Here is a 23,766-nt window from a genome sequence, read left to right on the forward strand (position 1 = left end):
ATAGAATAGTGACTTACAAATGCAATTTTGGTTAGCTCAAGATTCCATTTAGGAACTTTGCTGATGATTTAAAATGGAGTGTGAAACGAATGGTATATTTAGGTGAAAAGCCACTTTTAGTTGGACAAAAAGTTATCCTTAGAGCTTTTAAAGAACAAGACCTTCCTTATATAGAAGAATGTTTACAGGATACAGAAGCAATAAAACTTACAGGAAGTTCTTCCGATTTTAATCGGGAATCAATTCATCATTGGTACAATACAAGAAATGAACAAACAGATCGATTAGACCTCGCAATTGTTGATCAATTACAAGGTATCCTAGTGGGGGAAGTAGTTGTCAATTTATACGATGAAAAATATCATAGTATGAATTTTAGGATACTCATTGGACCAAGAGGAAGGAATAAGGGATTAGGTACAGAAGCTACCCAGCTGATGATTGATTATGTCTTTAAAAAAATCAAACTAGATCAACTTACGTTGAGTGTATATGACTTTAATCCAAGAGCTAAACATGTTTACGAAAAGTTTGGATTTGTTGTAGATAGCAGAGATGAAAACGACTTAGAATACGAAGGAGAATGTATAGATTCTATAAATATGAAATTGACAAGAGAAGAATGGATGAAGAAAACCATCTGATATAAATTATTTTGTCAATATGTATATGTTTCCTATGCTTGAGGAGAGGCATTTTAAATGAATATATATGTTTTAATTATAATTTCATTGTTCTTATTAATTTTGGTTGGAAATGCTTTTTATGTTGCTTTTAAAAAGTATGAAGAGGATGACGATTTTACTGGAGGCTTTGCTACATTTTCTTTTGTTGAATTATTGTTAGGTTTTCTACTGTCAATATCAGAGAGATTTACTCCGCACAGATACCATATTATTATTTTTAAAGTTATCTCTTTTTTGTTTGGGGTATTCATCTTAGGCTTATTAGTTTTATCTTGGAAAATTTTTTATCCATTTGAATAACGATTACTCATGAAAGTACGTCACCTAACGCGAAATTTAATGAAAACAGATACGTGCTCTGTTTCTACTTACCAAATATCAATAATACTAGGGATGGGATTAATTGAAACAAAATATCTATGATAATGACATTTTCTTTAAAGGGTATACCTCTTTGCGGGAGAGTGGAATATCCTACAACGATTTTGTTGAACAACCTGCATTAAAATCTGCAATTTCAAGTCTTAAAGGAAAGAAGATATTAGACTTAGGTTGTGGATCCGGTCAATTTGCAAAGTATTGTATAGACAATGGAGCAGCAAGTGTTTTAGGAATAGATATCTCAATGAATATGATTGAAAAGGCTAACAAAGAAAACAAACATGAGAAAATCAATTACCTTTGTATTGCAATAGAAGATTTAGAATTGCATAATCAAAAATTCGACTTAATCATAAGCTCTCTTGCCGTTCATTATATTGCTGACTACTCAGCCTTAATTAAAAAAGTCACTAGTTTATTAAATAAAGATGGTGAATTCATTTATTCAACTGAACATCCAATTGTTACAGCACGGCACGAGATGAACAATTGGGTAAAGGATAAAGAGGGAAATCGATTATATTGGGCATTGGATAATTATCAAGTAGAAGGGGAAAGAGAACAACATTGGTATATAGATGGTGTTATTAAGTACCATAGAACAATTTCAACATTAATTAATACGCTGATAAAAAACGGTCTTGTATTAGAGGAAATCATTGAACCCCAGTCAACTCCAGCAGGCTTAGAAAAAATGCCGAAATTAATTAATGAAGAAAGACGACCTTCCTTTATAGTTATCAAGGCAAAAAAATGATTTTCTTTTTCAATAAACGAGTAGAGCTCTTTTTCATATTCAACATTAGGGCAGTTTAGTTTAATAAGGTTTTGGTGAAATTACTGCATTACAAATCTAAGCTATAAGACTGACTAGCAACCAGTAGTGATAAAATTGATTATTGAAATCGATGGTTATTTCCATCAAGTTGTTCTTTCTGGGAAAAAGTGTTCCAAACAACAGTTAAAGCAAAAATATTTGCAAGTAAAGAAATTAACTTATGAGATGAAAGATCTTCCAAACGTATTTTGCAGGATTCATAACTTTGAACAAATTCCTTATGACTGCAATATACAAGCTGATTTTGTTATTGATACTGATACGGATAGGATTTATTCACCCTCTTATTGAACTAAAAAGGCAGGAAAACAAAAGAAACTCATTGGTGGTGAAGTATATTGAGTACTGTTATTTATATGGTGAGACACGGTGAATCGCCAAAAGAAGGCAATGAACGAACAAGAGGATTAACTGATAAAGGTTATTTAGATGCTCAACGAGTAACTGACATATTGAAAGATGAAAAAATCGATGCAGTTGTTTCAAGCCCATACATACGTTCATTATTGACTGTTGAAAAGATTGCCCAAGAAATAGGACAAGAAGTTTTAGTTTTTGAGAATTTAAAAGAGAGGATATTTTCTCCTGAAAACAAAAGATTAGAGGATAAAGAATTAGTACAGATTTTGGATAAGTCATTTTTCGATTCAAATTTCTCCTTAGAGGGAGGAGAATCAAATGCTGATTGTCAAAAAAGAGCTATAAGAGTTTTAAAGGAACTACTAGATACGAAGAGAAATGAAAAAGTAGTAATCGGAACTCACGGGGCTGTTATGACATTGATGATGGGGTATTTCGATAGCACTTATGACTTGGATTTTTTACATAGCACATCAAAACCTGATATTTATAGAATGGAATTCAATGAACAGGAATTACTGAACGTTCAAAGAATATGGGGTGTAAGTGTTAACAGTTAAATAACCAAATTGTAGGACTTCTAAATCAATTGCTAAAACGATGGAACCTATTAAGTGTGAACATACAAAAGAGCCTAATTCAAATAGCGAATTAAGGCTCTTTTGTACTTTTATTAAGCTACCATTGCACGGCAAGCTTCTGCACATTTGCGACATGCCTCAGCACAACGTTGGCAATGGTCGTGGTCATGTTTGCCACATTCCTCTGCACAACGATCACAAATTTCCGCACATAACTCACAAATTTCTTTAACAAATGGACTGTTTCGCGTCATGGCTTGAATGGCATAACTACACGCATCCGCACATTCTCGATCGAGTCGAATACATGAAACCATCATTTTGACATCCTCTTCTTTGAGACAGGAGTCAAAGCAAACATTACACGCCTCTAAACATTCCTGACAGGCCTTCAAACAATCTTCATAGGACATATTCAAATTTCTTCTCCTCGCTTTCTTCAAGTGATTAGTAGTATCCTTCCCTTGAAAAAGCACTTTAAACTTGATTTACCCATAAAGTTCGTTATTTTACCGAACCTTTATTCAGTAATTGTTCCCAAGTCGCACCACCATCGGTTGACTGGTAGACATCATTTTGGAGCGTAGCAAAGGTTAATTCCTTCGTATTCGTTGGGTGCTGTGCCATAAAGATAATGGAGTTCTCAGCAGTTAACTCAGGGATAGCGAGCGTTTCACCTTCGCCTGAAGCTAAATCAGTCTTATGCAACACCATCTTGTCATCTTTTAATTCAGCGATGTACGCAGCATCCGTTCCTTGCATCACATAAGTGGTGTAAACGCCTTCGACTGCCAGTTCAAACGATTTCCCTCCATCGTTAGATGTATAAACACCGCGTTCTGTGCCAATCGCTACCGTATCCGCTTCCGTTGGATGAGCTGAAATATTCGACATTTGCTGTGCGTCAAATCGTTCCATTGCCATCGTTTCCCAAGACTCGCCTAAATCATCCGTGTAAAAGAATCCATTTTCCATGCCTTCAACCGGCATTTGATTGAATACATAAATCCGCCCAGTTTCATAACCGGCACCTAAATAGTGAAAATCGATTTCGCCTTCAAAAGCATATTGCTCAAACGATTCACCTAAATTCGTGCTTTTCAATAAACCCAGGGGATTCTCATAGTCTGAGCCAGGTTCAGGATGGCCACTTGAAACGAAGCCATCGGATACTGCATGGAATCCCATATAATCATGCTTTTCAGTCTTCGTTTCTTTCCAAACACCATCTTCATACATCACCGGGCCATGATGAGAGGCAAGCATAAATGCATCGCCTGAAGCGGGGTATCCTAGTCCATGAATATGATCTACTTTCAAATCTGTTGCATCTACATAAAACCCTTCACTCGGAAGAGTTGGTTCTGCTTGAGTTTCAGCTTTTTTCGGATCGTTTTTAGCGACCGACGAGGGTTCATCATTTGAACAGGCAGAAAGTGTAGCTGCTGCCACCCCTAAAATAAGTATCCATTTTTTCATGTTCATTCACTCGCTTTCGTCAATAAAGTACCAATGCTGCCCTCATTATACCCAAAATTCGGTTGAAAAGGCTTTCCATCTGCCTCTAGTAGGTAAATGAGGTAAACTATTGTTACGACTTTGTGAAAAGGACTGAAACAGATGAAACTAGCGATTATCACAGATATTCATGGAAATGAACTAGCATTAAAAGCAGTTTTACAAGAAATCGACAAGCGAGGGGACATCCATGAAATTTGGTGTTTAGGCGACATGATTGCCATGGGACCGGACTCAAACGAAGTACTCGACATTCTATTTGGTCGATCAGATATCCGAATGATTACCGGAAATCACGATGAAGCAATCTTGTCATTAATTGCAGGTGAAGGCCATCCAGAAACTTACAAACACACACGTGAGCATCATCAATGGATTGCTGAACGATTAAACCCGAACCATGTAACTAAACTTAAACAATTGCCACGCATCATTGAAAAACAAGTAAACGGCACGCGGGTTTTAGGCATTCACTATCATATAGAAGAAAACAAACGACAAGCACATATTCAAGACGAACCGTTTTACACAATCCAAGAAGCAACACTTGAAAACATGCGACATATGTTCAGCGATTACCCTGCAGATATCATTTGTTTCGGTCATCACCACCCAGAGCATGATTTTCAAGCTGATGACAAAATATATCTCAATCCAGGCGCACTTGGCGTGTCAAAAGGGGATACAGCACCATACGGCATCATCGACCTCACTGGAAATGAACCAATCATCACCATCCATAACGCTGCGTATGATAAAAAAGCATTCCTAGAAAAATTTGATCGTCTACAAGTTCCTCAAAGAGAAACCCTGTTCAAGCTTTTTTATACGTAAATTAGATAAGAAAACAGAGCTTCACCATTATTGGTGTAAGCTCTGTTTTATCATGTAGAGGTATGAATGGCATCCTCCATACTTTTCATCAGTTGGAATGCACCAGTGGACTGATTGCAACAGACGACAACTTTAATCGATTTCCCGGGATAATAAGCAGAGTGAAAGCTAACTCCTGGGTCATAGCCCATTACATGATACTTAAAAATGCAGTCATTTTCGGCTTTCTTCATCCAAATACCATAACCATAGAAGTCAAATTCATTTTCCTGTGCGTGGGAGGTGAGTAACTGCTGCGTATAGGCTTCGCTTAGCAGTTGATTGTTCATCAGTGCATCCCACAGCCGATCCATATCATGGACAGTAACAAATGCTCCGCCATCTGAACCGCCTTTTGCGGGCAATGAATAAATATTTGTTTTCCATGTTCCATTAGGGTTATCAATATAACCTAGCGCAGTATTAGGTGGGAGGGCATCCATTTCAAAGTATCCCGAATCTACCATTCCAGCTTTATTGAAAATATGTTCTTGAACGTAGTCAGTAAAATTCCTCTGACTCGCCTGTTCCACGATTAAACCAAGTACAATATATCCGGCATTATTATAGTGAAACCGTTCCCCAGGTTTGAATTTCATGGCTTGATCTTGAAATAACGGCAAGAAATCTTTCAAACTTCTAATACGATACATGGGGTTTTCAACCCATAACTCTTCAAAGTCATCCATCACTTCCTCGTCAAAATAATCAGGAATTCCAGAAGTATGTGTGAGTAAATGATGGATGGTGATTTCTTCATCAAAATTCGGAAACGGAAGTGCTAGACATTCGTGTAACTTTGAATTAAAAGCAAGCTTTCTCTCCTCGACAAGCTGACAAATGGCTATAGCCGTAAAAAGCTTACAACCTGAAGCTATTCCATACCTTGTCAATGTACTGTTTTGTAACTGTTCAGAACGATTAGAGTACCCTTTGTTTACTTCAGCTAAAATATCGTTGTTCTCTTTTATAAGGGCCGAGCCTGAAAATTTGTGATTGATTTCTATTTCCGCAATACGTTTTTTCATATGTATGTTCATAATAGCCTCCAAAAAACTGCATGTATCTATCCCTTAACTACATTCGATACAATAAAGTGTTTTCCTCTTTATTGTACATAAATGGCTACCGATGTTAATAAAGCTACAAAAAAGCACTGCGTTTGCAGTGCCTTTAGAAGTTTTCTATTTAACTCAACTTACTTCTTCTAAATAACCATCTAATCTTTCAAATTGTGACTCTAATCCTTGGACGATTCCCATATCCTTTACTTGCTGAAGAGATTCTTCAGATGAGAAATGGGAGCGGATGAGAAGCTTCGTTTTATCGCCATCCTCAACAAAATCCATAGTGATTAAAATATCAGGTATGGCCCCAGGGATGTTGCCTTCCTCATCGGAAAACGAATCTGTGTAGACAATTTTTTCTGGCACAACGATTTCATGAAACACCGCTTTTCCCCAAGACTCATGACCAAAAAATTCTCCTTGGTTTTCATCCATGCAGCGCATGCAATAATGCCAAACGCCATCAGGTTTAAAATCAAATAATCGATTTTCTGTTTCCCATCCTTGCGGTCCCCACCATTTCTCTAAATGGTCTGACTTGGCATACATCTCAAATACCAACTTCTTAGGCGCATCAAAAATGCGCTCCATTACAAGATCTTGACCTTCTACAATAGTTGAAATTAACTTTTTGTTTTCAGACATTCTGTTTCACTCCTCCGATATGTTTAGTTACTTCCACTATAGCTAAATCAATTGTATTTTTCGAGGAATAACCGACTTCTTGAAATTCCCATATCTTTTTCCTTGAAAAGAGAACACGTGTTCGTTTATAATCAAGAAAAAGGAGGAAGCTCAAATGAAAGAGGTCATTGTAAAAGGTATGAAAAGGCATGACGTATTAGAGATGGTTTACCTAGCAAAGGATGGGAAAATTTCTAAAAGACGAGTAAAAGTCATTAAATCGTATCATGATACCTTTCAAGCGTTCTGTTTTACCAAACAGGCCAAACGCACTTTTTACTATGAACAAATTCTCGCGGTTATCCCAGTAACTCGAAAAGAAAGAAAGGAAGTCATTTCATGAAAATCAATCGTGGGCTAAAAGTTCAAGGTGATCTCAAAGACCGAGGAAAGATAAAATGGACGGCTATGATGTTACCAGAACATGTAGCCCAATTACGTGAATGGCAAGCCGATCATGACAAGGTGAAAAAACCCGTGCTCGACGAATTCGACTACGACACCATGCAAGAAGAAATCGAACGCGCACTCACCAGCCAATTCGAAACACGCCTAACAACTTGGAAAAACGGCGAACTTCATACCCACCAAGGCACCATAAAAGAAGCCAACAACCAATACCTCCGCTATGAAGACCCATTCGGCATTCACCAACTACCACTCGATGAACTTGTTGGAGTTATGCTTTTAACATAACTCGAACTCGAAGGTATCAGTGATTTCTCAATAAAAATTATAGAAGTGGATCTTCCTCATATAGACCGAGGAAGGTCCATTTCTTGTTCATAAGAGAATGTAGAAGTTAAAGAAAGAAAGGGTATGAAGATAAATATTTTAGTTATTGACCTATATAACAAGATTTAGCTTTTTTGATAAATTAAAAAAATCTTTTAAAAGTAGTTATCGAATCTGTTGGATTGAACATGGCATAAAAGTGTTTGATTATTAAGTGCGTGAAAAAATTATGTACTGATATTTTTGCATTAAAATACTGTATTAAAAATGTTTTCCAATACAATACCCAAATATTAGTCAAAATTAGGTACAATTGAATTACATAAAGTAAAGAAATGGGAGTGTTTTCGTGAATATGAATTTATGGAAATATAAATATAAAAATGAATATCGACCTTTAGAACAATGGATGTTGTTTGCAATAGCTATCGGACGATTTTCACATCAAAATTCTTTAAATGAGAAACCTATTCATATATATATGTCTTTACCTAACAACTTAATATTTTCGTATTTTGTAGCATTAGGAATTTCAGATGAAAATTTGAAAAAAGAAATTGGGACCGAAGCGATTTTGACACATTTTCAAAAGCTTAAAAGTGGCGATTATATATATTACTATCATGTAGATAAGTGGGTTCGCTGCTCTGTTATTGAGTTAGTTAAAGGAGCAACTTCAACTGATTCATGGCACTTGAAGATTTTGAACTTACAAAAAACTACCCACTTAGTTCCCCAAAAGCAGTGGCGAGATAGAGTTATTATCGTAGGAAAAGGAAGTAAAGATATTAAATCAGCTAAAAGTATTAAAGAATTAAATAGAATAAGTATGACAATATTGCAATATATTTATGACAGCTCAACACTCCAAACACACGAATTAATAAATGAGCCATGTATAAATTTAGTAGGAACAAGGACGGAATTTAACGATAATTTACATATAATTGAATTCGATATTTCAGGACATATACTTACAATGAAAGATTTTTTAATGGATGGTAGTATGAGTGATTTTCTCAATATACACTGGGTAACAAAATCAGCTAAAGAAGACGCTAGTGAAGGTGGGAATTTACCAACAATATTTGTAGGAGCGAATAAAGCTCTTGCCCATCTTAAAAATTATAAAAATAATTGTCGAATTATTCTAGATGATCGTCATGAAAATTCAGAGACATCTGATTTATTACGTACAACTATAGTGCAAGAAATCGTTAACAATCAAAGTGTAATTGTTACAAGTCAAATTAGTAACTATTTAAATGATACAAATATAACTATACCGAAAGGAGTTGAATTGCTTGGCTGGCAATAGAAAAACCCATTTGGAGTTAATTAATTCACATTTTAAGAAGCCTAAAAATGTTCAATTTATACAGGTGGAAAATGCCGAAATTTCAACGCTGTATACATTAAGTAAAGAATTCTCAAATGAAATTAAGAGGCATTATGAATTCGAAGATCAACTAAAAGAAACTTTTACAGAGTTCAAAAAAATTATTAATCGTTTTTTTACTTCTTTAGATATTTACAGTAATATTTTCGACGAATATTTAAATGAGATTTTCAATCTACTTCAAAACATTCAATCTCGATATCCGGATTTATTCAAGCAATACTGTATTCCAATCGCAAAAATATTAAAAACAATCCAAACTGAATATGGCGAATCTAATTTCTTGAAAAATTCAATTTCAGAGAAACTACAAAATATCGTTACTAAAAAGACATATATTTTAACAAAATTTTTAAGTAACACCCCATTTATAGTATTGAATGATATTGAAGTTCCAATTATCAAAGCTAATGAATTTATTAAATTAGGTATTGTTGCAGACAATGTTATTTATATTGGATCACCATTTAACTATGACAAAAAATATTCGTCTTTATTTTTTTCGAAAAACACTTATTTTTTAACCTATAATATTTTCAATAATCAAATACAAAAAACGAGGAATTTTCCTCAACTAAGTGTGTCAGACACAATAACAACTATCTATGATAATATTCAATTTTCAGATGGACATAAAGGTGCTATTTTCGAAGTGGAATTAGGTGATATTGCAGATGATTTTAATGAAGAGGAAATTATTAAACACTATGAAAATAATGCAACATCTATAAAAGAAGCAGATAGAGTTGAGTGTAAACTTATTTTGTTAGAAAACAGATGCTATAGTTTTATTCCAAATTCCTACAAAATACGCCGATTAGAACCAAATAGTTTAAAACTAGATTCTGTTGAGATAAAACAAATCGAACTAGGAAATCTACTACTTTTCCGTAATCATAGTTCAGTAGATTTAATTATTGATATTGCTGATACCATATTAGATGTTAAAGCCACCAGATGCAGAACTAACCAAAGGATATGGAGGAAAAGACTTACAAAACAAATAAATAGACATGGCATTAAAGAATTAGCTCAATTATTAAATAGTCAAGGAATTTCAACTGCTTCAGAGCAAAATATTAGAAACTGGATTGAGCCTGAACGAATTGCCCCTAACTGTCTACCGGAATTACTGAAATTTTTAGAATTTACAGAAAAAGAAATACGCAGTATTATATATTCCACTGAGTTGATTCGGTCAGCACATTTAAAGGCAGGGAGATTTATAACAACACAACTTCTTGAATCTATAAAATTAGAATTAATTAATGACATAGAAGAACAGGGCTTTGCTACCTTCTCAGCAGATACCTTAGTAGGTGCGTCATTTAATATTGAAGTTGTAAAACAAATTAATGAAAAAACAATCGTTGTGGATAGAAAAGATATATTGAAGATTTGGAGGGCTTAATATGGTAGTCAAAATGGAAAATGCACTGATAAATAGAGAAAAACTAATTAAAGCAGTAGAAATTGAAATTGTAGGACCAAGTCGTATACAAGAAAATTCTAAAAAATTTAATGAAGCGACTGTCATAACAGTTGACGAAGCCAAGGAAAATTATTATTGGTCTTATTGTGGAGAAAAGGAAGAGGTATTACAAACGGAATTCCCTTCTCGGAGATACTCAGCTGGTATGCTTTATCCTGTACAGGCTAAACAAGAGGAAATTGTTTCAATCGATGGTCTTTCTCCAAATGAAGATGAAGTAGAAAAAGTAGTTATTAATCCAGAATTAAAACCAAAAGAATTAAAGCAAATTAGTAATGAAAACTTAACTACAGAAGGTACAAAAAGCATATCATCAAATGACTTTTTGCCATCTAGTTTAGGTTTTACTTGCCGAATTGCGCCGGAAGCAAAGCAGCTTAAGGTTTCATTTAAAGGTGCGCACTATAAGGCTCATAAAGTAACCATTGCGGAAAAGAAATATTCCAAATCATGGTGGCTACGAAAAACAATGATTGGTGAGTATACAATAGACTTTGAATCATTTCCAGACAACTTTCAAACGAATGTACCACTTCCTATGTATAACTTATCAAAAGAAGAAATAGAGAATTTTGATATTTCTTTAAGTATCCGCTGTAGAATCAAAGAAAATTCAAAACTGATTACAATAACAATCACTAATCGAACTTCCACAATGAAAAGAAAAGGACAAGCTGACGAAGCAATTGTTTTCCAATCAGAAATTACTGCTCAAGTTTTGAATAGCTTATTTTTAAATTATCCAAAACATTATCAACGTATGTTACCTATGACACCTGATGAGACGAATGATGAACTTCTATATCGAAATAAAATTAACTATGCTTTTGGACATGGTTGTTCTACGACTTGGGATCAATTTTCTGAAGAAATCACTGAAATTAAGACAACCTTCGTTCCAACATATGAAACAACAAGTATGACACCAGATGTCACGATTATAAAAGATGGTAAGCATACGCAATTGAAAATAAAAATGATTGACTTAGCGAACTGTAAAAACTATGAAAGCCTGTCAAAGATATTAGAACCTTTACTAAATGGATACGAACAATGGATTAAAGATTGCGAACAAGAAATTACTGGACTTCCTGCTGTTCTACAACCTGCAGCTCAACACAATATGAACCTTGCTAAAGAAAGTTTACATCGAATGCGACGAGGATTACTACATTTACAAGATGAAACAGTACGAACGACTTTTATTCTTGCTAATAAAGCAATACTCTTACAACAAGTAAACGGGAAAAAGGAGCGGGTACCTGAAACAGAAAATCTCGAATTACATTACGACATTGGGTATTCAGAAACGGTAAAATTATTACCACAGCTCTTAGAGAGTCAAAATAGCTGGCGTCCATTCCAAATTGCGTTTTTCCTTATGTCAATAGACTCCATAGTAAACAATGAATCGATTGAGAGAGAAGTTGTTGATCTTATATGGTTCCCTACTGGTGGTGGTAAAACAGAAGCCTATTTGGCAGTTGCTGCTTTTCAAATGTTTTATCGTCGAATAACTTCACCAAGTGATGCAGGTGTCGATATTATGATGCGCTATACATTACGTTTATTAACAGCAGATCAGTTCCAGCGTTCATCTCGCTTAATTTGTGCAATGGAGTATTTACGATCCAAAGAAGATGTTCCACTTGGATTAATGCCTTTTTCAATTGGCATGTGGGTTGGTGGTACAACATCTCCAAACAATCATAAAAATGCACTTGCTCAACTACGTGAGATGAATAATGGTGTACGACAAGAAACATTTATATTAAATCGGTGTCCTTGGTGTGGCAGTACGATTGGAAAAATCAAAGCAAAAAATCAAAAGGGCAAAAAAAATACTTCAATTCATGGATATACAAATGTAGAAAATAAACTTGTTACTTACTGTCCAGATGTAGACTGTCATTTTCACGATGAAATACCAGTCTATTTTGTAGATGAAACGATTTACGAGAAGCGTCCAACCTTCTTAATTGGAACAATAGATAAATTTGTCCAACTCACCTGGAATCCGCAGGCGCGATCACTATTTGGAATCGGAAAAAATGGAGAGCAGCTTTACACTCCACCTAACTTAATTATTCAAGATGAACTTCATTTAATTTCTGGACCACTCGGCACTTTAGCTGGTCTCTTTGAAGGTTTAATTGAAGAACTTTGCACTAAAAAAGTAAACGGTAAATATATTAGACCGAAAATTATCTCAGCAACGGCTACGATTAAAGAATTTGATGAACAGGCACGATGTTTATTTGCGCGTGAAAAGGCAAATCTATTTCCTAGTCCTGGTTTAAACATAGATGATTCTTTTTTTGCAAAAATTGCTCTTGATAAAGACACTATGCGTCCAATGCCCGGACGTAAATATGTAGGAGTATTTACATCAAACGTAGGGTTAATGATGGCTGAAGTTCAAACATTCTCTGCTATTTTGCAAGAGGCCTTCCTCTTACCACAAGATGAATGTGATCCTTATTGGACATTACTTGCTTTTTATAATAGTTTAAGAGATTTAGGTGCAGGAATTAACCTTTGTAACATGGATATTCCGACTTACATTAATTCTATAAAAAAACGAGAAAACTATGAACAACAGCGCTTTATAAAAGAGCCTTTAGAATTAACTTCTCGCTTACAAAGTCACGAAATTTCAAAAACAATTGATGACTTGAAAAAAGAATTTGATGTGAAAGCTAAAAATAAACCACTAGATGTTTGTCTTGCTTCTAATATTATTGAGGTAGGTGTAGATATCGATAGACTGTCAGTGATGGCAATAGTAGGTCAGCCAAAAACAACAGCCCAATATATTCAAGTATCTGGTCGAGTAGGGCGTAGAACTGATGAACGTCCAGGTGTAATATTCACACTCTACTCTAATCGGAATTCTCGAGATAAATCTCATTTCGAGCATTTTAATGAGTATCATCAAAGACTGTATGCACAAGTAGAAACAACAAGCGTAACACCATTTTCTGATGCAAGCCTTGAACGTGGTCTTAGTGCTGTTATAATCGGTTATGTTCGTCAGAGATTTTCGGATTTACTAGCTAAAACTCCAAATTCTGAAGCATTTGCAGAAGTTGAAGACTCAGAAGAATTTACACATTTTAGGCAGGGTTTAATGAAACGTTTAATACTAGTAGATAAAGAACAAGCAAATGTGTTCATAGATACATATGAAGCCATTTGCCAAAAGATATTAAGTGGGGATTTCAACTCTTGGGATATTGGTAATGGAGTACAAGGATTAATGTATAAAAGCGGAGATCCTATCGCTAAAAATAATTCGCCGAAATCTATTGGAGTCATTAATACTCTACGAAGTGTTGATGCTGAAAGTAAGGGAGAAATTTCGTTAAATGTTACTTCAAAAACATTAGTTCCGAAAACACCTAAAGATTGGGGGCTTTTTAATATATGAGAAGACTACAATTACGGCGTAGTCAATTAGTTGGCTCAAACGGTCCAGGTTCTTTAATCGTTAGTCCGGAAGGGGAAACTGCTATTGTTGGTGCATTAGACTATTGGCTTCAAGATTCTAGAGGAAACGATATAGACTCTAAGGCTGAATTCGAAATATTTGAACCTCGTCTTAAAGGATTTTTAGGAGTCAACAAATTATACTTACCACCTGACTATAGAGATGTGGGACCAGATGTAGCGAATGCTAAAATTACAATTCCGCTATTACGGTTCCCTAAATGGCATTATTGTCCATTTTGTCACACTATGCATGAATTGAATTACACAATTGAATCAGCAAGAAATTACTGTTCTGAGTGTGAAAATCATCGATACTACAAGCAAGTACCATTCATAATTATTTGCTCTAGTGGACATATCTCAGATTTCCCCTGGCGTGAATGGGTACATCATAGTGACCAAACGATATGTAAAGGAAGAATGAAGCTCATTACAGTAGGTGGGGCAACTCTAGATTCTTGGAAAATAACATGCTTATGTGGTGCCGGTAGAAGTTTAAAAGGTATTACTTCGAATAATTCTGAAAAACCTGGTGGAACCGTTCTCTCCGAAAAGCTAAATTCTATGAATAAAGACTTTAAATGTAAAGGGCATAAAGCCTGGTGCGGAGATGAATTTGAAGAATGCAACGAAAATCCTGTGGCAATTTTACGTAACTCTATCAATGTTTATATGCCACAAAAAATAAGCGTAATCTCCTTACCGGGTGAGAAAAATCAGGATGTAGATCGCTTATTGGAAACGCTTCAAAGAAATATTGCAGTTTTAGGAGCATTAGAAGCAGCCGATACGTTTGAAGGAAAAGTAAATATTTTATATAGTGCTTTAAGTACACAAATTAACGTTTCTCGTGAAGATTATGAAAAAGCGGTTCTCTATTTAGAGAAAGGTGTCGTTGAAGAAGGTAATACAATTGAAGTAGGGTCACCTTTGTTATTACGCAATAAAGAATATGAAAAACTTCAGGACGAATGTGCAGAAGAATATTTGAAGGTTCAAGTAGAATGGACAAAGACAGACAATGATAGCAAACAATCGGCAAGTATTTATCAACCATTTTTCAATCGTGTTAATCGTGTGACACAACTAAGAGAAACGACTGCCCTATCTGGTTTTAAACGATTAAGTAGAACAGATGAAAATGGCAAATATTCTTATACTTCGTCATTTGACCTCATGTACCATAAGGAAGTAGCTAATAATCAAAAATGGCTCCCAGCTTATACAGTTTACGGAGAAGGAATCTTTATTCAATTTGATTTAGAGAAAATAGCTCAATGGGAACAAGAGGAAGCTGTAAAAACATATTTCGAAAAATATAAGGAACGTATTAATAATATGGAACATATAATGCCTGAAATTATTGAATCACCAAGAAATATCATGATGCATACATTGGCTCACTTAATAATTGAAGAAATTTCAAATACTAGCGGATATAATATGGCATCTATTCGTGAACGTCTTTATATGAACGCTAATCAAGCATCTATATTGATTTACACTTCTGCGGGTGATATTGAAGGTACTTTCGGGGGGCTCGTCCGTCTAGGAAGGAAAGACAAATTCTTTAAATTAATCGACAATTCCATAATGAGTGCGCAATGGTGTAGTTCCGATCCAGTTTGTACCGAACTTGCTGAATCCCAAGGACAAGGAATCCAAGGGGTAAATGGTGCAGCATGCTATAACTGTGTCCATTTACCAGAAACATCATGTGAAGTCGGCAATATGTATCTAGATAGAAATTTGATTAGTAATCCGAATGTCGGGTTTTTCAAATCTATATTCTAAAATTGATAGAAAAACAGTGGGAAATATCCTAAAACGTTACTATAGGGAAACGACTCGGGAAATCAAAATAATTAATAAAACTAATCTTATTGGGGTGATATCCAGTGAGATTAGTTGTTTTATAATTTATAAATTTTAAAGATAAACATTTGGTTCATTATTGATTTATCTAGTGAAAAAAGAAAAGGAAATGTTGATGGAAAAAAGATATAGAGAAATTTTATCAATTTTGTCCATGTAATTTAAAGGTTTAAAAGGTCATGTTACTACATAATGAGATAGATAATTTACCAACCACCACCCGATGACTTTGTCGACGTCGTGCTAATAACATAACTCGAAGTACCAAAAAACCTCTTTAGCAAAACTAAAGAGGTCATAATTTGCAATTCCGCGACTGTAATTTGTATTGAGACTTTATGAAATTTATCAAATAATACTGGTCAAATTTTCAACATCATCATTCATAAGGATTTCACCAATCTTATTAGACCCTATTTTTTTCTCTGATATTACAAATGTCTTTGGAGCTTCAAGCCCGATTATTAATAATGGTACACTTAATTGATTCATCATGGGACGAAGATGTAATAAAAACTTTTCATAAGTGCCTATAGCATTATCAAAATTGCCTGCAGATTTTAAGCCTTGTGTTGCACAAATAATAATCCCCATTTTGGTCTGAATAGCTTTTTCAACATGGTTTAGTTCGCTTGCTAATACAGGTTTTAATAAATTCCAAGCTATAGCAGATGCATGATTAAATGCTACTTCAATAGATATTGGCATCTTTGCCATATCCAATCTCCAATAACTTGTACTTTGATATGTACTTTCTTGGAATATTGCACTTTCTGTAGTCCATCCTCTATCATTAAAATCTTCTTTTAATAATTTGTTAATTGTCTTTGAAATGCTTTTTGTTTTTGTTTGCGAAAAGTGTGTAATGAAACACTCTATAAGTCGAGAATCAGACAAATTATTTAGTACTTCTTTAATTTCATTCCATGCTTCAAAATACTCTGGGTCGTTTTCAAGTATTGTTAATGCATTTCTGTGAGAATATATTTGGAATTCCAAAGCTTAACCCCCGTATCGATTAAATTATAACAACGAAACAACATATTCCTTATCCAACCAAAATGCTTGTTTAGCTATCATTTGCCCATCAGGTAAAAGTGTTTTGTCCTGTCCGTTTCTACCTTTTGGTCTAATATGGCAGATACCATTAAACCCTGGCGAAGGTAAATTATTTCTAGCTACAACAGTATTTCCTCTTGCGATTATGTCGATTTGGATTCCATCATTAATTTGCAGTTGAACAGTTAGATAGAATTCTTTCAAGTGTGTATCAATTTGACTAATTGGCATATTCCATAGTTGAATTCCTTTGAAAAATAATTCCCGATTTTTATTTTGACGTTCAGTTTCTTTGAATTCAAAAATAATAAACAAGAACTTAGTCTGCTCAAAATAATTATTTAGCCAACTATCTTCCCAATCTTCATTAGACCATGCATTGAAGTCTATATTTTTAAAGGACATATGTTCTCGTGGGATGCCATTAGGTTCAAGGCGTATCGTTTTAAATTGTATGTTGGCCTTTGAGAATTCTTCAATATCATCCAGTTTAGTTCCTTTTATACCTAATAAAGCACTTATGAATTCGGGAACAAAACTTTTTGAACTATTAATTGTGATTCCATTTTCAAATGCAATTTGCGAAAGAGTTTTTCCGATATAAGGGGTAAATCTGTCGTTTAGAATTTCTTCGAGCGTTCGAGTCTTTAATTCTTGGCTATTTGTTATGGAAACCATATCTTTATTCGAAAGTATCTTTCTTGCCACGCCCGTCATGTAACTTGCTTTTAAACTGTATGCCCTTTGCATCGCTGGTAATGTGTTATAAGGTTGTGTTCTAAGGGATTCTTTGTTTTTTCCTTTAGTACACGCAGCTAAGTAAATGGTGTCTGCTTCAGAAAGTTCATGGGCTTTTCCAGACTTGATTTTATTGGTTATAAACTCCCAATCGGTTTTTATAATTTGTAAATCCTCTTCACTATAAGTTAAGAGATGACTTTTAAGAACTTGATATTGTGATCGATGTACATCTGGAATCCATTGATAGAACATAAGAAGTATTTTTTGATTCTTCTTCCAAAAACTAGATGTATCAAATGTGTTTAAGATTTCATTTTGATAATTTATGATGTTTAATACCAATCGTTCTTTAGCAGAAATGGAACCGTTTTTATTTAATTTTAGTGGAGTGACTTTTAATTCAATTCCTAATTCCAAGAAGTCTGCCTCTGACTTAGAATTTATTTCATAGCCGAAAAAGCTTTCTTCGATAATTTGTCCAAGTTGTCCTTTTGCCTTAGGATTGGTAATTCTCCCACTCTGATCTATTTCTCCAAATGTTTTTCCTTCAGCTTCTTTTGCTTTGTACAGAAGTATTTCTTCTGTTTCATAAATCATGAATGGACCTCCTAGAACAATTAATTTGTTATTATCAAGATTTTACCATATAAAGAAAAAAGCCGATACATGAGTATCAGCTTTGAAGTACTAATTCTAATTGAATTTCGGAGACCTTATTTGTTCTTTCTATTTCTTCAATCCGATGGCCCATTCTTTCAATTAGGCCAACAACTAAAGCATTTCCCATACAGAAATAGCGCATACGATCAGACATGGTGTTTGTCCAATTATCATCAAATCCATTTAATCTTTCACATTCCAAAGGTGTTAGGAAACGTTTTCTACCATTTACTTCAACTATATGCGTACTTCGATTGGTTGAACCTTCACTAGTTAGCATAGTTCTACCAGGTTTGTCTAAATCATCAGTAGGGGACATACCACCTTCAGAAAACTGGTAAACATGTCCATCTGCCGTTTTTCGTTCAATTTTCTTTGGACCTCGAAGGTATGCAAACTTTTCACTCGTAGCCTCAGACAAATAGAATTTCTCATCAACATCATCTTCATTAATCAAAATCTCTCTTAAAGTGATGGCTTTTTCTTCTTTTGGAATTACTTGTGTAGTAAATACATATCCATCTTTCATATATCCCGCAGTATGGAATCCGAAAGAGAATGTTTCAGATATTGATACAATATCATCAGGAAGTGTTACTGAACTAATTCGATTTTTATATGGCTCAAACTCAACTGGGAATGGCTTGGCAAAGAAGCCTTCATTATAAACAATTTGATCCTCAGAAAAATTACTTTGAGCTTGTCCAAATGATATTCCATTTTTGTAAGCAAATATAAAAACACGTCTTCTTCTTTGAGCAAATCCGTAATCTGCAGCATTAATAACACGCCACTCAACTGTATAATCCAAATCCCTAAATGTAGCTAACATAACTGCAAAATCACGCCCCCGTTGAGATGAAGGAGATTTTAAAAGTCTGTCAACATTTTCTAATAATACATACTTTGGGTTTGTACTCTCGATAACGCGTTTAATTTCCCAAAAAAGAACGCCTTTTTTCCCTTGGAGCCCTTTTTCACCAGAAAGGCTTCGAGCTACTGAATAGTCTTGGCATGGAAAGCCACCCACTACTAAATTTGGTTCTAAATCTGCAAATGCGTCATTTGAAACGGTAGTTATATCTTCATTCGAATGTATTCCATCTTTAAAGTTGTGTTTATAGCAATCGAAAGCATCCTGAGCTTTTCGAGAAGGTTCCCATTGGTTCCCCCATACTACTTCAAATAAATCGGGGTTCGCTTTCTCGAGACCTAAACGAAAGCCACCGACACCAGCAAATAATTCAATTACTTTTAATTTAGAATCTTGCATATACGAACACCCTTTCGCTTTTTCTTTATTATACAACATTTTAATAAAAAGATCAAGATCAAAACGTCACAAATTTAAGTATTTTATTAGAAATTCAAAAGACATGCTCTATAAATTTAATTTTGGAAATTTATAACACAAAATCAGAATTTTCCTACAATATATACGGGGGTTCTGATATTCTTTAATTAATAATATCCAAATGTAAGTTTTTGTAGAAATATCAATTAAACAGTTAGAGGTGTACTTTAATGTTACTTTACAATTGATTCATACAGAAATACCCCGATTAAAAGAGCAAATGGAGGGTTCTGAAAGTGATTTACACAACATCTACTAAGGGTATAAATGTTAATCAGTTAAACGGTTTTTTTGTGAATTGGCCAAATCCACCTTCTCCTGAAGTTCATTTAAAGTTATTGAACAATAGTTCACATATCGTATTAGCAATTGAAGAAAATTCGAATCAAATCGTAGGATATATTACAGCTATAAGTGACGGCGTTTTATCAGCGTACATCCCATTTTTAGAAGTTTTACCATCTCATCATGGTAAAGGAATCGGACAACAATTGGTACAGAGAATGTTTGCCACGCTGAAGGATATTTATATGATTGACTTAATGTGTGACTTAGAGTTGCAGGCTTATTATGAGAAATTTGGTATGCAGTCATCCAATGGAATGATAAAAAGAAATTTTACAAAGCAGTCGGGATTGTAAGGGGCGAAATATATGGAGTTCGATACATTAAAGTGGGTGTTACTAGGGGTTTCTGTACTTCTATTTGCAATTAAGTTTTATGTGAAACGCGAGTCGCTTTTATGGGGGATTGTTTTTTACACGTTTGTGTATGCGGCCATGAGTTATTATGTGTATTTCAATGATTGGCGACAAGGTTGGAAGTTAGCGTTCTTACTGATCGCTTCGTTTGCATTTTGGCAGTTTTTATTTAAAGAAATTGCTCAATTCCGTAGGTTGCGTGCTGCACGTCGTTAATGAGTATTGGAGGTCCTAGAACAATGTTAGCGGAAGAAAATAGAGATTTGAGACCACCATTCATTGCGCTATGTATTGCACTTGCAATCGTTTTTGTTCTTTATATTGACTCTGTTTATGAAATGCATTGGCTTGTTAGTGCACTTTTAACAGGACTAGTGGCTGGAGGGTTAGCTAAAGTGATCGAGGTAATTCCTTTTTTCCGAAGAGAATCAAGCAAAACTTTTGATCGGATTTTTCTTTTGGGTATTTTCATTTTCATCGTGATTTCATTCGCAATTATTGGTTTGTAGAAACAGAGTTTTGCATGCTGTGTCTATAGAGTGAGTATACTTTAGGGGGATTGACTATCACAAATCTTGCTGGGTTTTGGGAACGTTTTTTTGCAGGTATCTTAGATGCTCTTATTGTTGGTCTGCCAATTGCTATACTGGCGTATTTTATAACAGGGAAATTTGACGATGACGTGATTTCGGTTCCTGTGAATTTGGTCTATTCGTTGGTGTTACCAGCTGTTTGGAATGGTTATACGATAGGGAAACGAATGATGCAAATCCGTATTGCGAAGGTAAATGGGGACAAATTGGGGTTTGGAACGATGTTCATGAGAACAATCGTTTCTGGTCTCGTATATGCTTTGACGTTGGGTATTGGAATTATTGTAAGTGCTTTTATGGTTGCTATGAGAGAAGACAAGAGAGCAATCCATGATTTCATTGCGGGAACTTATGTCACACATAACATGCCAGATGCCGAGTATGAATAAATGAAATCTGACATATTGCGAAATCTAACTTTTAGAATAAAAAGCATGTTTAAGTTGTTCCAATTAGAACCTTTATGGTTTAAGGTCCTCATTTTGATCACGTTGCTTACAACAGTTATTTTTAGTAGCTCGGCGTTCTCTGGTAACTCACGATATGAAGGTATATCTAAATTGGCAGCGGCTCTCTTCTTCGCGGTTTATGGCTATAAAATGAACATGAATCGCAAAGTTTCGATGGTCTTTTATGGATAAGGTGGACTTTGCTTTGTGCTAGCGTTTCTAGCCTTCATTAATAAACACTAAAAAACGATTAGAAAATGTTGACAATTAATTTGGGGTTTGTTAAATTCAATAACAATATCTAGGAAAAAGAGAGTAGCGACATCGGATACAAAAGCGAGCGGGGGATGGTGGAAGCCCGGTGTAAAAGAGTTGTGAACCGCACTTTGGAGATGCTTTTAGTAGCCGGAACTCCCCGTTATGGAGAAAGTGGCCATATATTTGGCAATTTGAGTGGTACCGCGGAAGTTAAGCTTTCGTCTCATGTTTAATGAGACGAGGGCTTTTTTTATTTATTTTAGGAGGTTTTCTGATGAAGCAAGACATTTTAGAAATATTGCTAGGCATTGTTCCGGAACTGGTTGATGAAAATATGATTGAAGAGCCGACTTATACTCATTTAGGAGATTATGCATTTCCTTGCTTCTCGCTCGCAAAGGTATTAAAAAAATCTCCTGTATTGATTGCAGAAGACATCGCTCAACGTATTAGTGATCCTCGCGTTCAAACGGCCAAAGCAGTCAATGGCTATGTGAATTTCTTTATGAATAAATCCTATTTTTCTCAACACATCTTGGAAACGATCATAAACCAATCCCATCAGTATGGTTCCTCACAAATTGGTCAAGGTAGTGTTGTCACTATTGATATGTCTTCACCAAACATCGCAAAACCATTTTCAATGGGCCATTTACGGTCGACAGTCATTGGTAATTCCATCTCTCTGTTGTTAGAAAAGAGTGGCTACCAACCTGTGAAAATTAACTATTTGGGTGATTGGGGAACTCAGTTCGGGAAATTGCTTGTCGCCTATCGGTTGTGGGGGAGTGAAAAGGAAGTTCAGGATGCGCCAATTGAGACTTTGTTGGCACTCTATATTCGTTTTCATGAAGAAGCAGAAACAGATAAAGCCTTAAATGATCAAGGGCGGGCAGCGTTTAAATCACTTGAGGATGGGGATACGGAAGCCTTAGCCTTGTGGGAATGGTTCCGAACGGAATCTTTAAAGGAATTCCAAAAAATTTATGATTTACTAGGCGTTTCATTCGATTCAGAAAATGGGGAAGCTTACTACAACGACAAGATGGAACCAATTGTAGAAGAGTTATCTCAAAAACAATTATTAGTTGAATCTGATGGTGCTCAAGTCGTTGAAATAGGGGATGACATGCCGCCTTGCTTAATCAAAAAATCAGATGGCGCTACTCTATATGCAACAAGAGATATTACAGCGGCATTAGACAGAAAGCACACATATGACTTCGTTAAATCCCTATACGTCGTGGGGAATGAACAGAGTCTACACTTTAAGCAGATTAAAACGGTTATTAATAAAATGGGCTACGATTGGTCAGCATCTATTCAACATGTTCCATTTGGATTGATCTTAAAAGACGGAGAGAAGCTTTCAACTCGTAAAGGAAATATCATTTTGCTCGAGCGTGTCTTAAAAGAAGCCATTCAATTAGCGAGCGTTAATATTGAAGAGAAGAATCCGAACTTGAAAAATAAAATGGAAGTGGCAGAAGCAATAGGAGTTGGTGCCATTGTCTTTAGTGATTTAAAACAGCATCGGAAGCATGATATCGAGTTTAACTTAACTAAAATGCTTCAAACAGAAGGTGAGACGGGTCCATATATACAATATACTTGCGCTAGAGCGTACTCCATTTTAAGAAAAGCGGATAGTAACCTACATGATGTTCAAGTTAAAGGTGTTAATGACTATGAGTGGGTAATCATTAAATTACTCAATCAATTCCCTAACGTGGTAATTAGAGCGACTACTTCACTAGATCCATCTTTAATCGCAAAATTCGCTGTAGATTTAGCGCAGTCATTCAATTCTTTCTATGGGAATGTTCAAGTGCTAACTGAGGATGAAGGTCGTCATTATCGTCTTGTATTGGTACATAGTGTAACGATCGTGTTAACAGAAGCATTAAGACTATTAGGAATGAAAGCACCTCAAGAAATGTAAGTTGGTAATTCTTTTAGAAAAATAACCT

Annotated in this window: 24 protein-coding genes and 1 other annotated feature; of the genes, 17 read left to right on the forward strand and 7 right to left on the reverse strand. The window is 35.0% G+C overall.

The features are described 5' to 3' along the window. The first annotated feature begins 89 nt into the window (after positions 1–89). From ACHUE4_RS11430 to ACHUE4_RS11450, 5 genes are all read left to right on the forward strand, one after another. A complete protein-coding gene (locus tag ACHUE4_RS11430; RefSeq protein WP_394190107.1) occupies positions 90–644 on the forward strand; it encodes a GNAT family N-acetyltransferase in 555 nt (184 codons plus the stop codon). Between the two features lie 57 nt (positions 645–701). Further along, positions 702–986, forward strand: a complete 285-nt coding sequence (locus ACHUE4_RS11435) for a hypothetical protein (protein ID WP_394190109.1) — start codon at positions 702–704, stop codon at positions 984–986. A 103-nt stretch (positions 987–1,089) separates the two neighbouring features. Beyond that, positions 1,090–1,824 carry a class I SAM-dependent methyltransferase gene (locus ACHUE4_RS11440; RefSeq protein ID WP_394190111.1) on the forward strand — a complete coding sequence of 245 codons (735 nt, stop codon included), beginning with the start codon at positions 1,090–1,092 and terminating at the stop codon, positions 1,822–1,824. 126 nt (positions 1,825–1,950) lie between these two features. Further along, positions 1,951–2,196 (forward strand): hypothetical protein, encoded by a 246-nt coding sequence (locus ACHUE4_RS11445; RefSeq protein ID WP_394190113.1) that lies wholly within the window; start codon positions 1,951–1,953, stop codon positions 2,194–2,196. Positions 2,197–2,243: 47 nt separating this feature from the next. Then, positions 2,244–2,825: a histidine phosphatase family protein gene (locus tag ACHUE4_RS11450; RefSeq protein WP_394190115.1), complete on the forward strand. Its 582-nt coding sequence runs from the start codon at positions 2,244–2,246 to the stop codon at positions 2,823–2,825. Positions 2,826–2,938: 113 nt separating this feature from the next. On the opposite strand, the gene ACHUE4_RS11455 is transcribed toward ACHUE4_RS11450, so the two are convergent. After that, positions 2,939–3,265, reverse strand: coding sequence for a four-helix bundle copper-binding protein (locus ACHUE4_RS11455; protein ID WP_394190117.1), 327 nt, complete (start codon positions 3,263–3,265; stop codon positions 2,939–2,941). 85 nt (positions 3,266–3,350) lie between these two features. Then, positions 3,351–4,325: a F510_1955 family glycosylhydrolase gene (locus ACHUE4_RS11460; protein WP_394190120.1), complete on the reverse strand. Its 975-nt coding sequence runs from the start codon at positions 4,323–4,325 to the stop codon at positions 3,351–3,353. 141 nt (positions 4,326–4,466) lie between these two features. On the opposite strand from ACHUE4_RS11460, the gene ACHUE4_RS11465 reads away from it, so the two are divergent. Then, the gene (locus ACHUE4_RS11465) at positions 4,467–5,198 is read left to right on the forward strand and encodes a metallophosphoesterase family protein (RefSeq protein WP_394190122.1); all 732 of its coding nucleotides are present in this window, start codon (positions 4,467–4,469) and stop codon (positions 5,196–5,198) included. 50 nt (positions 5,199–5,248) lie between these two features. On the opposite strand, the gene ACHUE4_RS11470 is transcribed toward ACHUE4_RS11465, so the two are convergent. Continuing rightward, a complete protein-coding gene (locus ACHUE4_RS11470) occupies positions 5,249–6,277 on the reverse strand; it encodes a serine hydrolase domain-containing protein (protein ID WP_394190124.1) in 1,029 nt (342 codons plus the stop codon). Positions 6,278–6,430: 153 nt separating this feature from the next. Beyond that, positions 6,431–6,949 carry an SRPBCC family protein gene (locus ACHUE4_RS11475; RefSeq protein WP_394190126.1) on the reverse strand — a complete coding sequence of 173 codons (519 nt, stop codon included), beginning with the start codon at positions 6,947–6,949 and terminating at the stop codon, positions 6,431–6,433. Positions 6,950–7,103: 154 nt separating this feature from the next. Between ACHUE4_RS11475 and ACHUE4_RS11480 the strand changes: the two genes are divergently transcribed. The 6 genes from ACHUE4_RS11480 to drmB all read left to right on the forward strand — a co-directional run bounded on the left by ACHUE4_RS11480 (position 7,104) and on the right by drmB (position 15,900). After that, complete coding sequence (locus ACHUE4_RS11480; RefSeq protein WP_394190128.1) at positions 7,104–7,331, forward strand: transcriptional regulator; 228 nt, start codon at positions 7,104–7,106, stop codon at positions 7,329–7,331. Continuing rightward, entirely contained in the window at positions 7,328–7,684 is a 357-nt protein-coding gene (locus ACHUE4_RS11485) for a YolD-like family protein (RefSeq protein WP_394190130.1), read from the forward strand. The genes ACHUE4_RS11480 and ACHUE4_RS11485 overlap by 4 nt, the downstream gene beginning before the upstream one ends. A gap of 394 nt (positions 7,685–8,078) precedes the next feature. Further along, positions 8,079–9,041, forward strand: coding sequence for a hypothetical protein (locus ACHUE4_RS11490; RefSeq protein WP_394190132.1), 963 nt, complete (start codon positions 8,079–8,081; stop codon positions 9,039–9,041). Then, positions 9,028–10,533 (forward strand): hypothetical protein, encoded by a 1,506-nt coding sequence (locus tag ACHUE4_RS11495; RefSeq protein ID WP_394190134.1) that lies wholly within the window; start codon positions 9,028–9,030, stop codon positions 10,531–10,533. The genes ACHUE4_RS11490 and ACHUE4_RS11495 overlap by 14 nt, the downstream gene beginning before the upstream one ends. A gap of 1 nt (position 10,534) precedes the next feature. After that, on the forward strand, positions 10,535–14,044 hold the full coding sequence (locus tag ACHUE4_RS11500) for a helicase-related protein (RefSeq protein ID WP_394190136.1): 3,510 nt from the start codon (positions 10,535–10,537) through the stop codon (positions 14,042–14,044). Further along, complete coding sequence (gene drmB, locus ACHUE4_RS11505) at positions 14,041–15,900, forward strand: DrmB family protein (protein ID WP_394190138.1); 1,860 nt, start codon at positions 14,041–14,043, stop codon at positions 15,898–15,900. Before ACHUE4_RS11500 ends, drmB begins: the two co-directional genes overlap by 4 nt. Positions 15,901–16,329: 429 nt before the next feature. Here drmB and ACHUE4_RS11510 read toward each other — a convergent pair whose 3' ends face one another. The 3 genes from ACHUE4_RS11510 to dcm form a co-directional block, all read right to left on the reverse strand. Beyond that, positions 16,330–16,980 carry a BglII/BstYI family type II restriction endonuclease gene (locus ACHUE4_RS11510; protein ID WP_394190140.1) on the reverse strand — a complete coding sequence of 217 codons (651 nt, stop codon included), beginning with the start codon at positions 16,978–16,980 and terminating at the stop codon, positions 16,330–16,332. 24 nt (positions 16,981–17,004) lie between these two features. Next, positions 17,005–18,378 (reverse strand): Sau3AI family type II restriction endonuclease, encoded by a 1,374-nt coding sequence (locus ACHUE4_RS11515; protein ID WP_394190142.1) that lies wholly within the window; start codon positions 18,376–18,378, stop codon positions 17,005–17,007. Positions 18,379–18,454: 76 nt separating this feature from the next. Next, entirely contained in the window at positions 18,455–19,714 is a 1,260-nt protein-coding gene (gene dcm / locus ACHUE4_RS11520; RefSeq protein ID WP_394190144.1) for a DNA (cytosine-5-)-methyltransferase, read from the reverse strand. Between the two features lie 317 nt (positions 19,715–20,031). On the opposite strand from dcm, the gene ACHUE4_RS11525 reads away from it, so the two are divergent. From ACHUE4_RS11525 to argS, 5 genes are all read left to right on the forward strand, one after another. After that, positions 20,032–20,436, forward strand: a complete 405-nt coding sequence (locus tag ACHUE4_RS11525; protein ID WP_394190146.1) for a GNAT family N-acetyltransferase — start codon at positions 20,032–20,034, stop codon at positions 20,434–20,436. Between the two features lie 12 nt (positions 20,437–20,448). Next, positions 20,449–20,712 carry a hypothetical protein gene (locus ACHUE4_RS11530; RefSeq protein ID WP_394190148.1) on the forward strand — a complete coding sequence of 88 codons (264 nt, stop codon included), beginning with the start codon at positions 20,449–20,451 and terminating at the stop codon, positions 20,710–20,712. Between the two features lie 23 nt (positions 20,713–20,735). After that, positions 20,736–21,005 (forward strand): hypothetical protein, encoded by a 270-nt coding sequence (locus tag ACHUE4_RS11535; protein WP_394190150.1) that lies wholly within the window; start codon positions 20,736–20,738, stop codon positions 21,003–21,005. Between the two features lie 50 nt (positions 21,006–21,055). After that, positions 21,056–21,478, forward strand: coding sequence for an RDD family protein (locus ACHUE4_RS11540; protein ID WP_394190152.1), 423 nt, complete (start codon positions 21,056–21,058; stop codon positions 21,476–21,478). A 354-nt stretch (positions 21,479–21,832) separates the two neighbouring features. Then, positions 21,833–22,025: a binding site (T-box leader), on the forward strand. A 45-nt stretch (positions 22,026–22,070) separates the two neighbouring features. Next, positions 22,071–23,738: an arginine--tRNA ligase gene (gene argS, locus ACHUE4_RS11545; RefSeq protein WP_394190154.1), complete on the forward strand. Its 1,668-nt coding sequence runs from the start codon at positions 22,071–22,073 to the stop codon at positions 23,736–23,738. Positions 23,739–23,766: the final 28 nt, after the last annotated feature.

This window comes from Paenisporosarcina quisquiliarum (assembly GCF_043641925.1).
GTDB classification, from domain to species: Bacteria; Bacillota; Bacilli; order Bacillales_A; family Planococcaceae; genus Paenisporosarcina; species Paenisporosarcina quisquiliarum_A.